Below are 15,676 nucleotides of genomic sequence, written 5' to 3' on the forward strand. Positions count from 1 at the left end.
GCAGTGAAGCATCTCTACCGCAGCAGTAATTAGGTTTACTATTGCGGTAGAGATGCTTCACTGCGTTCGGCATGACGTGCTTTCGACTTTACTGCCCTACCAGGAATACGGCGTTGCCGAACATCAGCTTGCCGCCCTGCCAGAAGGCGCGGAACAGCGGGTTATCGCCCAGATAAACGACCTCGCCGCGCCCCAAATCCTGGGTGCCGACTACGAAAGTGTCGCTCAGCTCCTTGCGAGCCTTAGTACCGGTGAAACCGGCCGAGTAGCTGTCCTTCTTGATGACGCCCACGTTCCACCCGCCTTTGCCCAGGAAATTGTAGTTGAGCGGGTTGCGCACGAGGGCGAAGTACGTGTCGCCGTAGCCGAAGGCCAGCGGGTGGGTGTTGTCGAGCTGCACGCGGTAGATGCTGCCCTGCACGGCGTCTTCGGCTTCTTCGCGCTCGGCGTCGCCGTAGCGGCGCAGCAGGCGGTAGGGTTTTTCTTTGGCGGCTTTCTTAATGGCAACGGAGTCGGCGGTTTTAGTTTTCAGGAGGAAGTCCTTTTTGCCGGCCAGGAATCTGGCCGCGCCTTCCATGGCGATGAGGCGGCCGCCGTCGCGCACCCAGGTTTTCAGGCTTTCGAGGTTGCGGTCGTTGTACACGTCGCCGTAGCCGCCGCCGTTAGGCAGGATGAGGACGTCGTATTTATTCAATGAAACGCGGCTGAGGTAGTCGGTGCCGAGCACCGTGATGGGGTAGCCGAGCTGCTGCTCAAAGAAGTGCCACACCTCGCCAAAAGCCGTGGCATCGACGCCCGTGCCGGCCACCACAGCCACGGTGGGCTGCTTCACGAAGTGCACCGAGCCGGAGCCCAAATCGCGCCCGGTGGTAGAGAAGCCCGATTTTACGGCCATCACGGTGGTGCCGGCCGAGTCGGCCTGGGCGCGCACCAGCTGGTCAAAGCGCGCCCCGAGGCCATCGTTGCCGGTGCGGGTGATGATGAGCGTGCCGGGCGCGTACTGCTGGCCTTCCGACTCGAACGCCTTTTCGGCGTAGCGCACCTTCACTTTCTGCTGCAGCAGGCGGCTGAGGAAGCGGACGTCCTGCAGGCTGTTCCAGCGGGCGAGGTAGGCGTAGGGCTTGTCGGCCATGGCGGCGCTGCCTTTCACCGCGGGCGCGGCGGTGGCGCTGCCCGAGGCATCGAGGCGGCCGGCAATGGCGTACGATTTCAGACCGAACGCGTAGGGCAGGGCCCAGGAGGTGATGTCGTAGGTGAGGGAGTCTTCGAGCTGCGGGCGGGGCTCGAACAGCACTTTTACCAGCGTCGATTTGGGCTGGTACATGCTGATAACCACGTCGCGGGGCTCAATCTGCACGTCGCCGGTTTTGCCGGAGGTGTAGTTGAAACCGCGCGTTTTAACCCGCTTCGGGGCGTAGCCGTAGCGAATCTGGTTGCGGTCGAGGTACTGGGTGAAAGCGTGGAGCTGGCCGGGGTCGTTGCCGGCGGCCATCACGTAGCTTTTGTATTCGCCCTGGGGCTTGCTGGCCGCGGTGGCGAAGTAGCTCTGGAACTCGCGCAGCAGGTCGTCGTGCCGCTCGGCGGTGGCCTGGATGGTGGCGCGGCTAGCAGCGTGGTGGTGGGCAATGCGCTGGGCCAGCGTGAGGGTGTCGCCGTCGAGGCGGGCGTAGGCCACGCCGGCGGGACCGCCGCCGCCCTGCTCATACGTCATGCCGATGGCACCGTTGAAGCTGGGCCAGGTGTCGCCGTAGGTGGGGGCGTAGAGGTCGTAGACTTCGCGGGTGAAATACAGCCAGTTATTCTTGTCGAAAGCCACCTTGTTGTAGTCGCCCAGCACGCCCTGAAACTTGCGCTGCCAGGCCGTGAGGTCGGCGTGGTAGGGCTTGGCGGCGGGCGAGAAGTAGTAAGTGTTGTTGGGGCCCATTTCGTGGAAGTCGGCGTGCACGGCCGGCAGCCACTGGTTGTAGAGGGCGATGCGCTGCTTGGTTTCCTGCTGGGTCTGCCAGGCCCAGTCGCGGTTCAGGTCGAAGTAATAGTGGTTGAATCGGCCGCCGGGCCAGGGCTCGTGGTGCTCCCAGGAGTCGGGGCTGGTGTTGGGCGACTGGTTGCGCACGCGGTTGTACCAGTTCACGTACCGGTCGTGGCCGTCGGGGTTGATGCAGGGGTCGACGATGACGACGGTGTTTTTGAGCCAATCCTGCATTTGCTGGTCCTGGGGGTTGGCCAGGTCGTAGAGCACCTGCATCACAGCTTCGGAGCTCACCGCTTCGTTGCCGTGCACGTTGTAGCTCAGCCAGCACACGGCGGGCTCTTGGCTCTTGCCGCCGCCGCTTTCCAGCCCCGCCAGCTTCAGGTTGTTGTGGCGCACGTCGTCGAGGCGGCCGAAGGTTTCGGCGCTGGCAATCTGCACCACTTCCAGCGGGCGCTTCTCGTAGGTGCTGCCGTAGCGCACCAGCTTCATGCGGCCGGGCGCGTGGGCCGTGATGTGTGCCACGTAGCGCAGCAGCTCGGCGTGGGGCGTGAACTGTGCGCCGAGCTTGTAGCCGAGGAATTGTTCGGGGGTGAGCAGCGGCCCGGTGGCGTCGGTGGTTTGGGCGCGGGTGGTGAAGCTGAGCAGCAACAGCAGCAGCCAGCAGCTACCAACCCGCAGGCTGGTGGCAGAAGAGGAGACACGCATGAAGAAGCGAATTGGAGTTAGAAACAGTTTTGAAGGACAAAGATGCAAGTGAAGCGTGGAGACATAACTATAGCTGGAATTTAGGTGGCTTTAAGCCGCGTCCCTTTGCCACTGAACCAACCGCTGGCTTCCGGCAGTTACTTCTATAAACCACGTATCTTGCAGCATGCGCCAAGTTATTCTCACCGTTCCCGACGACCAGTTTGCTCCGCTGATGAAGGTGGTCAAAGCCCTACCCTTTGCCATCAAGGCCGAAACAGTGGCCTCGCCAAAGCCGAAGAAATACACGCCTGAGCAGCAGGAGTGGATTGACGATTTCCGCGAGGCCTTGAATGAGGTGGAGCTGCACCAGCAAGGGAAAATCAAGCTCAAAACTGCCCGTGAGTTGCTTATTGAATTACGAGCAGAAAAATGAGTTTCGAAGTCATTGCTACTGACCGTTTCGAACGCAATATTCGGCGGTTTCAAAAGAAATACGCGTCAACGGATGATGATTACGAACGACTAATTGATGAGTTAGAATCCAACCCGCAAGCTGGCGAAGCTTTGGGCCGCGACTGCTACAAAGTCCGAATGCGCATCAAATCCAAAAATGCTGGGAAAAGTGGTGGGGCCCGCGTGATTACCTGTATTAAGATTGTTGGCAAGAAAATTTACTTGCTGACTGTTTACGACAAGTCTGAGCAGGATTCAATTTCGGATAACGAACGAGATAATTTGTTAAAAGAAAACGGTTTACTCTGAAAAGCAAAAGGCCCGCTGCAATCGCAGCGGGCCTTTTGCATGTGTGGTAAGCTTTAGCTGGCACTGCATGGCTGTATTATCGTTGGAGCTACATAACGGCCCTGCGGTGCCAGCTAAAGCTTACCGCACAACTCACTACACCACCACGTTCACCATGCGGCCTTTCACCACAATCACCTTTTTGGCCGATTTCCCTTCGCCGTGCTTGGCCAGGAAATCTGACGCCAGCACAGCGGTTTCAATCTCAGCAGGCGTGGCGGCGGCGGCGAAATCCATCTGCTCGCGCACTTTGCCGTTGATGGCCAGCGGGTAGGTCACCACGTCTTCCACCAGATACTCCTCGCGGAACTCGGGGTAGCCGGCGGTGCTGATGCTGCCGGGCGCGTGGCCCAGTTCCTGCCACAGTTCCTCGGCGAGATGCGGGGCATACGGGCTCACCAGCAGCACCAGCGGCTCCAGGATGGCGCGCTTGTGGCACTTGAGGGCCGTGAGCTCGTTCACGGTAATCATGAACAGGCTGACGGAGGTGTTGAAGCTGAACTTCTCGATGTCTTCCTGCGCCTTCTGGATGGCGCGGTGCAGCACCTTGAGCTCGGCGGGCGTGGCGGGCTCGTCAGTTACAGCCAGGTCGCCGTCTTCGGGGTGGAAGAGGCGCCAGAGCTTCTTGAGGAAGCCACTTACGCCGCTGATGCCGTTGGTGTTCCACGGCTTGTATTGCTCCAGCGGGCCGAGGAACATTTCGTAGAGGCGCAGGGCGTCCGCGCCATATTTGCCAATCAGCACATCGGGGTTAACGACGTTGAATTTGGCTTTTGACATTTTCTCGACTTCCCAACCGCTGACGTAGGTGTCGTTGTCTTCGGTGATGAATTCGGCAAAATGATAGTCAGGCCGCCACTTCTTAAAGGCTTGCATATCGAGCAAATCATTCTCCACCATGCTAACATCAACATGAAGAGGGGTGATGCTTAAGTCTTCTGCTGTAGTAGCATGAAAAACGGCATCCGGATACTTGCTCAACAAGCTACTGATTCTGTTGCGGTACCAAGACAGAATTACTTCAGTAGCCTCAGCTTTCTTCGTTGCATCTTCAGAATTAAAGGAATCAGCAAGTGTTTTAGTTACAAATAGCGTCGGTATTTCACTCAAGCTAATTTCAATATTCCGCCCAGGTTTTGGATTATATGTAAACGAGAGGTTTGCACGATACACGAAATTCGACCGCCCCAGAATCATCCCCTGATTAATCAGTTTCTGGAAGGGCTCACCGCTGCTCACAAGGTTCAAATCCTTCAGGAACAGGTACCAAAAGCGGGCGTAGAGCAGGTGACCGGTGGCGTGCTCGGCCCCGCCCATGTAGAGGTCCACGCTGCCCCAGTACTGCTCGGCTTCTTCCGATACGAAGCGGGCTTCGTTGGTGGGGTCCATGTAGCGGAGATAGTACCACGACGAGCCCGCCCAGCCGGGCATGGTGCTCAGCTCGTAGGGGTATTTATCCTTGTAGAGCCAGTCCTGGGCGCGGCCGAGGGGCGGCTCGCCGGTTTCGGTGGGCTTGTACTCGTCGATTTCGGGCAGCACGAGGGGCAGGTCGGCCTCGGCGATGCCGTAGGCGGTGCCGTCCTTGTAGTAAATCGGAATGGGCTCGCCCCAGTAGCGCTGGCGGCCGAAAATGGCGTCGCGCTGGCGGAAATTCACCTTGCCTTTGCCCAGGCCCTTCTCTTCGAGGAAGGCGATGAGCTTGGGGGTGGCTTCCTTATAAGTGAGGCCGTTGATGATGCCGGAGTTGATGTAGCGGCCTTCCTTGGTGGGGTCGGCCTGCTGGTCGAGGTCCTTTTGGGCGTCGGAAATGGCCGGAATCGGCAGTCCGAAGTGTTTGGCGAAGAGGTAGTCGCGCTGGTCGCCGCTGGGCACGGCCATCACGGCGCCGGTGCCGTAGCCGGCCAGCACGTAATCGGCCAACCAGATTTGCACGGGCTCGTTGTTCACTGGGTTTAGAGCATACGCGCCGGTGAAGACGCCGGAAACGGCCTTCACATCGGTCATGCGGTCGCGCTCCGAGCGGCGCTTGGTGGCGGCGATGTACTCATCCACGGCGGCGCGCTGGTCGGGCGTGGTGAGCGTGTCCACCAACTCGTGCTCAGGGGCCAGCACCAGGAACGTGGCCCCGTAAATGGTATCGACGCGGGTTGTGTAGACTTTAATGCCTAGTGCTTGGTGCTTGGTGCCTGGTGCCTGGTTATCAGCTGCTGCCTCGTCGGAATTATTAATTATTAATTCTTCATTCTTAATTAAAAATTCAACCTCGGCCCCGATGCTCTTGCCAATCCAGTTGCGCTGCATTTCCTTCACGGCATCGGGCCAGTCGAGCTGGTCGAGGCCGGCCAGCAGGCGGTCGGCGTAGGCGGTGATGCGCAGGTTCCACTGGGGCATGAGGCGGCGCTCGACGGGGAAGCCGCCACGCTCGCTCAGGCCATCCTTCACTTCATCGTTGCTGAGCACGGTGCCCAGGCCGGGGCACCAGTTCACGTAGGTGTCCTGCTGGTAGGCCAGGCGGTAAGGGAGCACGGCGGCCAGCTTCTGCTTTTCAGAGAATAGCTGCCACTGGCCGGCCGAGAAGCTGAGGCGGTCGCCATCGTCGCCGGCGGCGCGGATGCCCTCGCTGCCGCTGGCGGCAAAGCGGGCCGTGAGGTCGGTGAGGGGCTCGGCCCGGTTGGTGTCGAGGTTGTACCAGGAGTTGAACAGCTTGAGGAAAATCCACTGCGTCCACTTGTAGTAGGAAGCGTCGGAGGTGCGGATTTCGCGGTCCCAGTCGTAGCTGAAACCGAGGCTACTGAGCTGCTGCACGTAGGTTTCAATGTTCTTGTCGGTGGTGAGCGCGGGGTGCTGGCCGGTCTGGATGGCGTACTGCTCGGCGGGCAGGCCGAACGAGTCAAAGCCCATGGGGTGCAACACGTTGAAGCCGCGCAGGCGCTTGTAGCGCGTCACGATATCGGAGGCAATGTAGCCCAGCGGGTGCCCCACGTGCAGGCCCGCCCCGGAGGGGTAGGGGAACATGTCGAGCACGTAGTATTTGGGCTTGTCGGAGTGGTTGTGGGCCTGGAAGGTGTGGTGGGCTTTCCAGTGGGCCTGCCACTTCTTTTCGATTTCTTCGGGACGGTATGCGGGCATCTTGCGCGGAGTTTATTCCGGGCAAAGGTAGGACGTAGGAGAAAGTAGGGCGAAATTTGTTGCAGGCAACGTTCACGCGTTCACCTCACCCCCTAACCCCCTCTCCCGCGGAGAGGGGGGACTAGTTTCTAGTTTTAGCCGGTTTAGCCTCTAACTCTAAAAAAAATCTAGAATCTAGTTTAGGACTAGTTCCCCCTCTCCGCGGGAGAGGGGGCTAGGGGGTGAGGTGAGCCGGTCGCGCCGCACTACGTTTTATTTCCGCCACCCATGGCCCGCATCCCCAAAGAACTAGTTGACCAGATTATCCAGACCGCCGACATCGTGGAAGTCGTCGGCGACTTTGTGCAGCTCAAGCGCAAAGGTCAGAATCTGTGGGCCCCGTGCCCGTTCCACAACGAAAAGTCTCCGTCGTTCTCCGTGAACCCGGCCAAGAGCCTGTACAAATGCTTCGGCTGCGGAAAGGCCGGTGGCGTGGTGCAGTTTGTGATGGACGTGGAAGGCACCAGCTACGTAGAGGCCCTGAAATACCTGGCTAAGAAGTACGCCATTGAGATTCAAGAGGAGGAAAAGACGCCCCAGCAGCAGCTGGAGCAGAACGAGCGCGACTCCCAGTTCATCGTTTCGGACTTCGCCAAAACCCATTTCCACCGCCTGCTGCTGAACTCCGACGAGGGCATGAGCATCGGCTACGGCTACCTCAAGGAGCGCGGCCTGAACCTGAGCACCATCCAAACCTTCGAGCTGGGCTACTCGCTCGATAGTTGGGACGACCTGATGAAAGCCGCCGAAACGGCTGGCTTCGACAAGAAGTATCTGGAAAAAACCGGCCTAACCGTCATCAAAACCGACGACCAGGGCAAGGATACCGGCCGGCGCTACGACCGGTTCCGGGGCCGCGTGATGTTCCCGATTCACAATATCAGCGGCCGGGTGGTGGGCTTCGGGGCGCGCACCCTGAAGCGCGACGACAAGATGGCGAAGTACCTGAACTCGCCCGAGTCGGAGATTTACCACAAGTCCGACGTGCTCTACGGGCTGTTCCAGGCCCGGCAGGCCATTCGGACGCAGGAAGTCTGCTATCTGGTGGAGGGCTACTTGGACGTGCTCAGCTTATATCAGGGCGGTATCAAGAACGTGGTGGCCTCGTCGGGTACCTCGCTCACGGAAGGGCAAATCCGGCTCATCAAGCGGTATTCCGATAACGTGACAGTGCTGTACGACGGCGACGCGGCCGGCATCAAGGCCTCGCTGCGCGGCACCGATTTGCTGCTCGAAGGCGGTTTGAACGTGCGCGTAGTGCTGTTTCCCGACGGCGACGACCCCGACAGCTACATCCGCAAAGTGGGCGACCAGCGCTTCACCGAGTACATCGAAACCAAAAGCCAGGACTTCATCACCTTCAAAACCACGCTTGTGGCCCGCGAGGCCTCCGGCGACCCGGTGAAGAAGGCCGAGGCCATCCGCGACGTGCTGCACAGCATCGCCAAAGTGCCTGATGCCATCAAGCGCCAGGTGTTTTTGCAGCAAACCTCGGCCACGTTCGGCATTGATGAGCAGGTGCTTATTACGGAGTATAATAAGCTGGTGAAAGCGCCCGCGCCTAAGCAGGGCAGTCAAAGCGGCGGCTACGGCAACAGCAGCGGCCAAAGCAGCGGCAGCAGCTCGGGCAACTACGGTGGCGATAACCGCGGCAACTACGGCAACGGAGCGGGCAGCGCCAACAGTGGCTTCCCGCCCAGCTCCAACCCGCGCTCGGCCCCGGCCCAGCGCCCGATGAGCGACGAGGAGGAGGCCGAAATGCTCATGTACGGTGGGGCCGAAGCCGTCGAATCGTTGAGTACGGCCCTGCAGCCCACCAAAGCCCGGCCGGAAGATGCTGACGATATACCCGACATGCTCCAGGTCTGCGAGCGCGAGGTTCTGCGCCTGCTGGTGCTCTATTCCGGCCGCGAAATCGAGCCCGAGGTGAGCGTGGCCGGCTACCTTATGGGCCAGCTCGGCGAAAATCCGCTCACCAAGCCGCTCTTCGCTGAGATGTGGGAAATCTGCCGGCAGGAGCTGCTGGCCGGCCGCTTCCCCGACGCCCGCCTGCTAGCCCAGAACGAGCGCGAGGACATCCGCCAGCTCATCACCGACCTGGCCACCGAGCGCTACGAAATCAGCCCCAACTGGCGCACCAAGGAAATCTACGTGTTCAACGAAGTAGATTTGCCCCAGCTGGCCTGCGATAATGCCGTGCTGCGCCTCAACAAAGTGCACGTGCAGCGCGAGCTCGACCAGTGCCTCGAAAAGCTGCGCCACCCGCTGGAAGACGCCGAAATGTTCGAAATCCTGGGCGACATCAAGCGTCTCAAGGAGCTGGATAACGAACTGGCCGCGCTGTTGGGCACGGTAGTGGCACGGGGCGCCTAAGTCATTTAACAATTAACATTTATCATTTAACAGACCGTCGAAAAACGTGACTGCTCCGAATGCTAAGAGTCAGGTTGTTAAATGATAAATGTTAATTGTTAAATGAAAAAATGCTCCAACGCCTCAACATCAATCGCCTGATTCTGGCCGTCATCCTCACCATGATGAGCCTGATAATCGGCATGGCCGGCTTCACCTACATCGAGCATTACGGGCCCATCGATGCGTTCTACATGACGGTGACCACCGTAGCCACTGTGGGCTTTGGCGAAATTCACACGTTTTCGGAGATGGGGCGGCTGTTCGTATCCATCTACATCCTCTACAACCTGGTGGTGGTGGCCTACCTCGTGTCGGTTTTCTCTTCCTTTATCTTTGATGGCGAGCTGCGCAAAATTTATAAAATGATTCGAACCGACCAGGAGATAAAGCGTTTCAGCGGCCACGTTATTGTGTGCGGTTTTGGCCGCAACGGCCGCCGTGCCTACCAGGAGCTGCGGGCCAGCGGGGCCCGCGTGGTGGTGGTAGAATCCAATCAGGAGCTCATGAAAAGCATTACCGATGGCCACACCGGTGAGGATTACGACGGCGACGGCGTGCCCGGCGGCAGCATCTTCACCGTCTTCGGCGATGCCACCACCGACCTTGTGCTGAAACAAGCCGGCGTGGAGCGGGCCTCGGCCCTCATCACCTCGCTGCCCAAGGATGCTGACAATGTGTTCGTCGCCCTCTCGGCCCGCGCCCTGAACCCGCGCATGAAAATCATCGCCCGCGCCTCGCTCAAAACTTCGGAAAGCAAGCTCCTCTCGGCCGGGGCCGACTCGGTGGTGATGCCCGACGAAATTGGGGGCTCGCACATGGCCAAGCTGGTGGTGCGCCCCGAAGTAATCCGCTTCCTCGACCTGATTTCGGGCCTCAGCGCCGACAAGCTGCGCCTCGAGGAAATGACGTTTCAGCAAATCCGGCGCGATTTGCACGGCCGCACCATCCGCGAGCTCGACGTGCGCTCCATCACCGGAGCCACCATCATCGGCCTGCGCCAAGCCAATGGCTCGCTGCTGGTGAGCCCGCCCGTGGACTACGTGCCCATTGCCGGCGATGTGCTGCTCGTGCTCGGCAGCGAAGAGCAGATTGAAAACTTCGAAGTACGCTTCCGGCAGCTTTAGAGGGAATTATAAATTATAAATTCCTGGAAATTTCGCCGCTATTTATTGAATCTTATAATTTATAATTCAAAATTTATAATTGCCTAAATGCACCTTTTGCAACTCTGCCCGCGCGTTCCTTATCCGCTCACTACCGGGGGTGCTATTGCCATGTATGACGTTGCAGCGGGCCTGGTGCAGGCCGGCCACCGCGTGACCATGCTGGCCATCAACACGCCCAAGCACCACCAGCCGGCGGATGCGCTACACCACCTCGGCCCCAATTTCCGGCTGGTGACGGTGGATGTAAATACGGACATTACGCCGGTGAAAGCGCTGAAAAACCTGCTGCTGAGCCGCCAGCCCTACATCGTGGAGCGGTTTATCAGCCCGGCGGTGGGGGAGAAGCTGGTGGAGCTTCTGCAAAATGAAACGGTGGATGTAGTGCAGTTTGAGGGCACCTTTGCCGCTTGGTATGCCGAGTTGCTGGGCCGCCGCGAAAACGCCGGCCTGCGCGTGCCGCCACTGGTATTGCGCGCCCACAACCTGGAGCACACCATCTGGCACATGCTGGCCGGGCGCGAGCAAAACCCCCTTAAACGCCGCTACCTGCGCGATATGGCCGCCCGGCTGGAGCGTTTTGAGCGCCGCCACCTGGCTCAGTTCGATGCCGTGGCCGCCATTACCGCCGACGATGCCGGGCGACTAAAAGCCCTGGGCTGCCCCGAGCCGGTCATATTCATTCCGGCCGGCGTCGATTTTGCCCGCTTTCAACCCGACCCGCTGGTAAAGCCCAAACCGCGTACCCTCTTCATGATTGGCTCGCTGAACTGGCTGCCCAACTTGGAGGGCCTGCACTGGCTGCTGAGCGAAATCTGGCCCACCCTCCACGCCGAAATGCCCGATGTGGAGCTGCACATTGCCGGCAGCGGTACCCCCGACGACCTGCTGCGCCCACGCACCGACAACGTGTTTGTGCACGGCTTTATCGAGTCGGCCCCGGCCTTTATGCAGCAATACGAGCTGATGCTGGTGCCGCTGCTCAGCGGGGGCGGCATGCGCATCAAAATCATCGAGGCCATGGCCCTGGGCAAGGCCGTGCTGAGCACCACGCTGGGCGCCGAAGGCATTGCCGTGCGCGACGGCCACGACATCGTGCTGCGCGACACCGCCGCCGAGTGGCTGGACGCCCTGCGTGCCTGGGGCCGCCAGGAGCTGCCCGTGGCTGCCATCGGCGCGGCTGCCGCCCACACCGCCACCCACACCTACGACCGCCGCCGGGTAACCGGGCAGTTTGTTGACCTCTACGAGCGGCTGCGGCCGGCACCGGCCGCATGATGACGGCCGCGCTTCTGCTCGTGTTTTGGGGCTGCCTGCTGCTGGTGGCGCATACCTACGTGCTGTTTCCGGTGCTGCTGGCCCGGCTGGCCCGGGGCCGCCGGCAAAACCCGGATGTGTACGCGGCCGGCGCATCCGACCTGCCGGCCGTGGATATCTTGCTGGCCGCGCACAACGAGGAAGCCGTGATTGCAGAGAAAATCCGCTCCACGTTCGCCACCACGTATCCGCTCGACCGGCTGCGGCTGCTGGTGGGCTCCGATAATTCCTCGGACCAGACCAACGCCCTGCTGGCCGATTTGGCCGCAAAACACCCGCAGCTGCAATTTGAAGCCTACGGCCAGCGCACCGGCAAGCCCGGCGTGATTGACCGCCTGGCCCGGCAGGCCATCGCCCCGGTGCTGGTGCTCACGGATGCGAATGTGTTTTTCGCGCCTGATACCTTGTTTGAACTCGTCAAGCACTTTCATAACCCGGCCATTGGCCTGGTGGGCGGCAATATTCTCAACCCCGACCATCGGGCCGAAGGTATTTCGGGCCAGGAGAAAGCATACCTGGAGCGCGAAAACCTAATGAAATTCCAGGAAGGCGTGGTGTGGGGCGCGATGATGGGCGCGTTTGGTGGCTGCTTTGCCGTGCGACGCGCCTGCTACCACCCGGCCCCGGCCGATTTTCTGGTCGATGATTTCTATATCACCATGGCCGTGCTGCGCGATGGCTACCAAGCCATCAACGAGCTGGACGCTATTTGCTACGAGGACGTGTCGGACCACCTGCCCGAGGAATTCCGGCGGAAGGCGCGCATTTCGGCTGGCAACTTTCAGAACCTGCGTGAGTTTCGCCGCTTGCTGTGGCCGCCGTGGCGCGGCGTAGCGTTTGCGTGGTGGTCGCACAAGGTGCTGCGCTGGTGCACGCCGCAGCTGCTGCTGCTGCTGCTGGCCGCCACGGTGGGCCTGGTGGCGCGCGGGGCGGGGTGGTTTTTCTGGCTGGCGCTGGCCGGCCAGCTGGGCCTGCCGCTGCTGCTGCTGCTCGATGCCGCGCTACAGCGCACCGGCCGACACCCCCGGCTGCTGCGCTTTATCACGCATTTTTACAGCATGAACGCGGCGCTCCTGCTGGGCTACTGGCGCTACCTGCGGGGCGTTAAAACCACCGTTTGGCAGCCCACGCAGCGGTTTCAGCAGGCGAAATAGTTTTGTTAAGGGCGGCGAAGTAGCGCGGACTTTGTAGTCCGCGTCCCCGCGCCGTTCGGGTTTCTACCGGGGATGCGGACTACAAATTCTGCGCTACTTCGCCGCTGCTGAGCTGCGGCCGGGCAGGACGTAACCGGCCGGGGCTAACTTTGCACCGGCGCCCGCTGTTATGGCCCGAAATACCCCACCCCATGCTTGACTCCATCGAATCCGCCATTGCCGACATCCGGGCTGGCAAAGTTGTCATCGTAGTTGATGACGAAGACCGCGAAAACGAAGGCGACTTCATTTGCGCGGCCGAGTGCGCCACCCCCGAAATCATCAACTTTATGGCCACTCACGGCCGGGGTCTTGTCTGCGCCCCGCTGCCTGAGGAGCGCTGCGAAGCCCTGGGGCTCGACCTGATGGTGGGCCACAACACAGCCCTGCACGCCACGCCGTTTACGGTATCGGTCGATTTGCTGAAGAACGGCGTGACCACCGGCATCTCGGCCTCCGACCGCAGCAAGACCATTCTGGCCCTCATCGACCCCACCACCAAGCCCGAAGAGCTGGGCAAGCCCGGCCACATCTTTCCCCTCAAAGCTCGTAAGGAAGGCGTGTTGCGCCGTGCCGGTCACACCGAGGCGGCCGTGGATTTGGCCCGCCTGGCGGGGCTGGCTCCGGCCGGCGTGCTGGTCGAAATTCTGAAGGAAGACGGCGAGATGGCCCGCCTGCCCGACCTCGAAATTGTGGCCAAAAAATGGGACCTGAAGCTGGTTTCGGTGCAGGACCTTATCAAGTACCGCCTCGCCACCGAAAGCCTCATTACCCGCGAAATTTCGGTGCGCATGCCCACCGAAGACGGCGACTTCGACCTCTACGCCTTCACTCAGAACTCGAACGGGGCCAAGCACCTGGCTCTGGTAAAGGGCGACATCAGCGGCCCCGAGCCGGTGCTGGTGCGCGTGCACAGCTCGTGCGTAACGGGCGATATCTTCGGCTCGTGCCGTTGCGACTGCGGCCCGCAGCTGCGCCAGGCCATGCGCCAGATTGAGCGCGAAGGCCGCGGCGTTATCGTGTACATGAACCAGGAAGGCCGGGGTATTGGCCTGCTCAACAAGCTCAAAGCCTACAAGCTCCAGGAGCAGGGCCGCGACACCGTGGAGGCCAACGAGGACCTGGGCTTCCAGGGCGACGAGCGCGACTACGGCGTGGGAGCCAGCATCCTGCGCGACCTCGGCGTGCGCCAGATGCGTCTGCTCACCAACAACCCCAAGAAGCGGACCGGCCTCATCGGCTACGGCCTCGAAATCGTGGAAACGCTGCCCATCGAAATCGACTCGAACCCGCATAATGAGGTTTACCTCACCACCAAGCGCGACAAAATGGGCCACGAGATTATGCGCGTGGTGTCGGCCGAAACGCCGGCAGCATAGCGAAGCCCCGTAGGGGCGGCATGTCGGTAGTGACAGCTGCCTGTTTTAGCTTTAAAGCCCCAGCGGGGCGACACTTGCTTAACGAGTGTCGCCCCGCTGGGGCTTTGTTGTATTGTTTGCGTTGGGTACTACCGATATGCCGCCCCGCTGGGGCTATGGCGCTGTACTACCCCAGCGCAAGTTGCTGCCGCAGCATCGTGAGCATCGATTGGGCGGCGTATTCTGTGTTCAGGGCCCGGCCCCGGTCCAGCACGTACTCGCGGCTGATGGTCTGGGTAGCGTCGGCGTAAGCGAGGCAGACGGTTCCCACCTTCTTGGTTTCGGTGGCACCGGTGGGGCCGGCAATGCCGCTGATGGCCACGGCCACCTCCACGCCCAGGCGGTGGCGGGCACCCTCGGCCATCTCGCGCACGGTGGCCTCGCTCACGGCCCCGAATTCGGCCAGGGTTTCGGTTTTCACACCTAATTCCTGCTGCTTGATGTCGTTGTGGTAGGCCACGATGCCGCCCCGGAAATACGCCGAGCTGCCCGAAACGCTGGTGAGGCGCTGAGCGACCAGGCCGCCGGTGCAGCTTTCGGCGGTGCCGATGGTGAGGTTTCTGGCGAGCAATAACTTGCCAATGGCAGCTTCGAGGGTGGTTTCTTCCTCGGCAAAAATGTACTCACCGATGCGTTCGCGCAGGGCGGGCAGCAGGGCAAGCATGCGGCCGCGCAGGTCGGGCCAGCCGTCGTCGGAGCCGGTCAGGCGCAGACGCACGGCCCCGAAGCTGGGCAGGTAGGCCAGCTTGATGTTGGCAGGCAGGGCATCTTCCCAATCCTCGATTCTCTGGGCCAGAAACGACTCGCCGAGGCCGGCCGTCATCACCACGACGTGCTCGATGGGGGCGATATGGAACTGGGCCTGCAGGCGCGGCAGGACGTGGTCGGTCATCAGGCGCTTCATTTCGAAGGGCACGCCGGGCATGCTCACGAAAATGGTGCCCTGGTCCAGAAACCACATGCCGGGGGCCGTGCCCACGGCGTTGTGCAGCACCTCGCAGTTGGCCGGTACCAGGGCCTGCTGGCGGTTCACGTCCAGCATGGGCCGCTGGAAGCGCTTGAATATTTCCTCCACGTGGTGCAGCGTGGGCTCGTGCATCACCAGCCCGGTGCCGAAGTAGCGGGCCAGTACGTGCTTGGTGAGGTCGTCTTTGGTGGGGCCGAGGCCGCCGGTAATGAGCACCACCTGCGCCCGTTGCCGGGCCAGGTCCAGGGCCGCCACAATCTCATCGGCTCGGTCCGAAACCGACGAAATCTGCCGTACGCGCAGGCCGATTTTGCCCAGTTCCTGGCCCATAAAGGCCGAATTGGTATCGATAACCTGCCCGTACAGCAGCTCGTCGCCGATGGTCATGATTTCGACATCGGGCGGGGCGGCGTGGGTAGAAGGCGAAGGGCTGGATTGGGTGGTTGAGTGTGCCGTGGGCATGGGTTGGGCGAAAAAAATAGGTTTGGCCGCAAATTTGTCTTCAATTTGCACAAGCGGCGGTCCAAGGACAGCCATAGGGGCCATCCGGTTTTCCCGTCGCGTCAGTTTATTTC

Annotated in this window: 10 protein-coding genes; 7 read left to right on the plus strand and 3 right to left on the minus strand. The window is 60.9% G+C overall.

Annotation, left to right across the window (positions count from 1 at the left end; all coding sequences use genetic code 11):
* Positions 1-88 precede the first annotated feature (88 nt).
* Complete coding sequence (locus HBN54_RS10740; RefSeq protein ID WP_168673190.1) at positions 89-2,677, minus strand: M14 family metallopeptidase; 2,589 nt, start codon at positions 2,675-2,677, stop codon at positions 89-91.
* Positions 2,678-2,843: 166 nt separating this feature from the next.
* Between HBN54_RS10740 and HBN54_RS10745 the strand changes: the two genes are divergently transcribed.
* Complete coding sequence (locus HBN54_RS10745) at positions 2,844-3,092, plus strand: hypothetical protein (RefSeq protein WP_168673191.1); 249 nt, start codon at positions 2,844-2,846, stop codon at positions 3,090-3,092.
* Positions 3,089-3,421, plus strand: a complete 333-nt coding sequence (locus HBN54_RS10750; RefSeq protein ID WP_168673192.1) for a type II toxin-antitoxin system RelE/ParE family toxin — start codon at positions 3,089-3,091, stop codon at positions 3,419-3,421. Before HBN54_RS10745 ends, HBN54_RS10750 begins: the two co-directional genes overlap by 4 nt.
* Positions 3,422-3,556: 135 nt before the next feature.
* Here HBN54_RS10750 and HBN54_RS10755 read toward each other — a convergent pair whose 3' ends face one another.
* Complete coding sequence (locus HBN54_RS10755) at positions 3,557-6,589, minus strand: leucine--tRNA ligase (RefSeq protein ID WP_168673193.1); 3,033 nt, start codon at positions 6,587-6,589, stop codon at positions 3,557-3,559.
* 267 nt (positions 6,590-6,856) lie between these two features.
* Between HBN54_RS10755 and dnaG the strand changes: the two genes are divergently transcribed.
* From dnaG to HBN54_RS10780, 5 genes are all read left to right on the plus strand, one after another.
* Positions 6,857-9,001, plus strand: a complete 2,145-nt coding sequence (dnaG, locus tag HBN54_RS10760; RefSeq protein ID WP_168673194.1) for a DNA primase — start codon at positions 6,857-6,859, stop codon at positions 8,999-9,001.
* Between the two features lie 110 nt (positions 9,002-9,111).
* Entirely contained in the window at positions 9,112-10,167 is a 1,056-nt protein-coding gene (locus HBN54_RS10765) for a potassium channel family protein (protein WP_168673195.1), read from the plus strand.
* Positions 10,168-10,254: 87 nt separating this feature from the next.
* Positions 10,255-11,484 (plus strand): glycosyltransferase family 4 protein, encoded by a 1,230-nt coding sequence (locus HBN54_RS10770; protein ID WP_168673196.1) that lies wholly within the window; start codon positions 10,255-10,257, stop codon positions 11,482-11,484.
* Positions 11,484-12,677, plus strand: coding sequence for a glycosyltransferase (locus HBN54_RS10775; protein ID WP_168673197.1), 1,194 nt, complete (start codon positions 11,484-11,486; stop codon positions 12,675-12,677). Before HBN54_RS10770 ends, HBN54_RS10775 begins: the two co-directional genes overlap by 1 nt.
* Before the next feature lie 191 nt (positions 12,678-12,868).
* Positions 12,869-14,095 (plus strand): bifunctional 3,4-dihydroxy-2-butanone-4-phosphate synthase/GTP cyclohydrolase II, encoded by a 1,227-nt coding sequence (locus HBN54_RS10780; RefSeq protein ID WP_168673198.1) that lies wholly within the window; start codon positions 12,869-12,871, stop codon positions 14,093-14,095.
* A gap of 166 nt (positions 14,096-14,261) precedes the next feature.
* Here HBN54_RS10780 and HBN54_RS10785 read toward each other — a convergent pair whose 3' ends face one another.
* On the minus strand, positions 14,262-15,563 hold the full coding sequence (locus HBN54_RS10785) for a competence/damage-inducible protein A (RefSeq protein WP_168673199.1): 1,302 nt from the start codon (positions 15,561-15,563) through the stop codon (positions 14,262-14,264).
* Between the last annotated feature and the right edge of the window lie 113 nt (positions 15,564-15,676).

This window comes from Hymenobacter artigasi (assembly GCF_012275535.1).
Lineage (GTDB): Bacteria > Bacteroidota > Bacteroidia > Cytophagales > Hymenobacteraceae > Hymenobacter > Hymenobacter artigasi.

Coding starts and splice junctions, on each gene's coding strand:
- HBN54_RS10740 (WP_168673190.1), bottom strand. CDS start 2,677: ATGCGTGTCTCCTCTTCTGCCACCAGCCTGCGGGTTGGTAGCTGCTGG.
- HBN54_RS10745 (WP_168673191.1), top strand. CDS start 2,844: ATGCGCCAAGTTATTCTCACCGTTCCCGACGACCAGTTTGCTCCGCTG.
- HBN54_RS10750 (WP_168673192.1), top strand. CDS start 3,089: ATGAGTTTCGAAGTCATTGCTACTGACCGTTTCGAACGCAATATTCGG.
- HBN54_RS10755 (WP_168673193.1), bottom strand. CDS start 6,589: ATGCCCGCATACCGTCCCGAAGAAATCGAAAAGAAGTGGCAGGCCCAC.
- dnaG (WP_168673194.1), top strand. CDS start 6,857: ATGGCCCGCATCCCCAAAGAACTAGTTGACCAGATTATCCAGACCGCC.
- HBN54_RS10765 (WP_168673195.1), top strand. CDS start 9,112: ATGCTCCAACGCCTCAACATCAATCGCCTGATTCTGGCCGTCATCCTC.
- HBN54_RS10770 (WP_168673196.1), top strand. CDS start 10,255: ATGCACCTTTTGCAACTCTGCCCGCGCGTTCCTTATCCGCTCACTACC.
- HBN54_RS10775 (WP_168673197.1), top strand. CDS start 11,484: ATGACGGCCGCGCTTCTGCTCGTGTTTTGGGGCTGCCTGCTGCTGGTG.
- HBN54_RS10780 (WP_168673198.1), top strand. CDS start 12,869: ATGCTTGACTCCATCGAATCCGCCATTGCCGACATCCGGGCTGGCAAA.
- HBN54_RS10785 (WP_168673199.1), bottom strand. CDS start 15,563: ATGCCCACGGCACACTCAACCACCCAATCCAGCCCTTCGCCTTCTACC.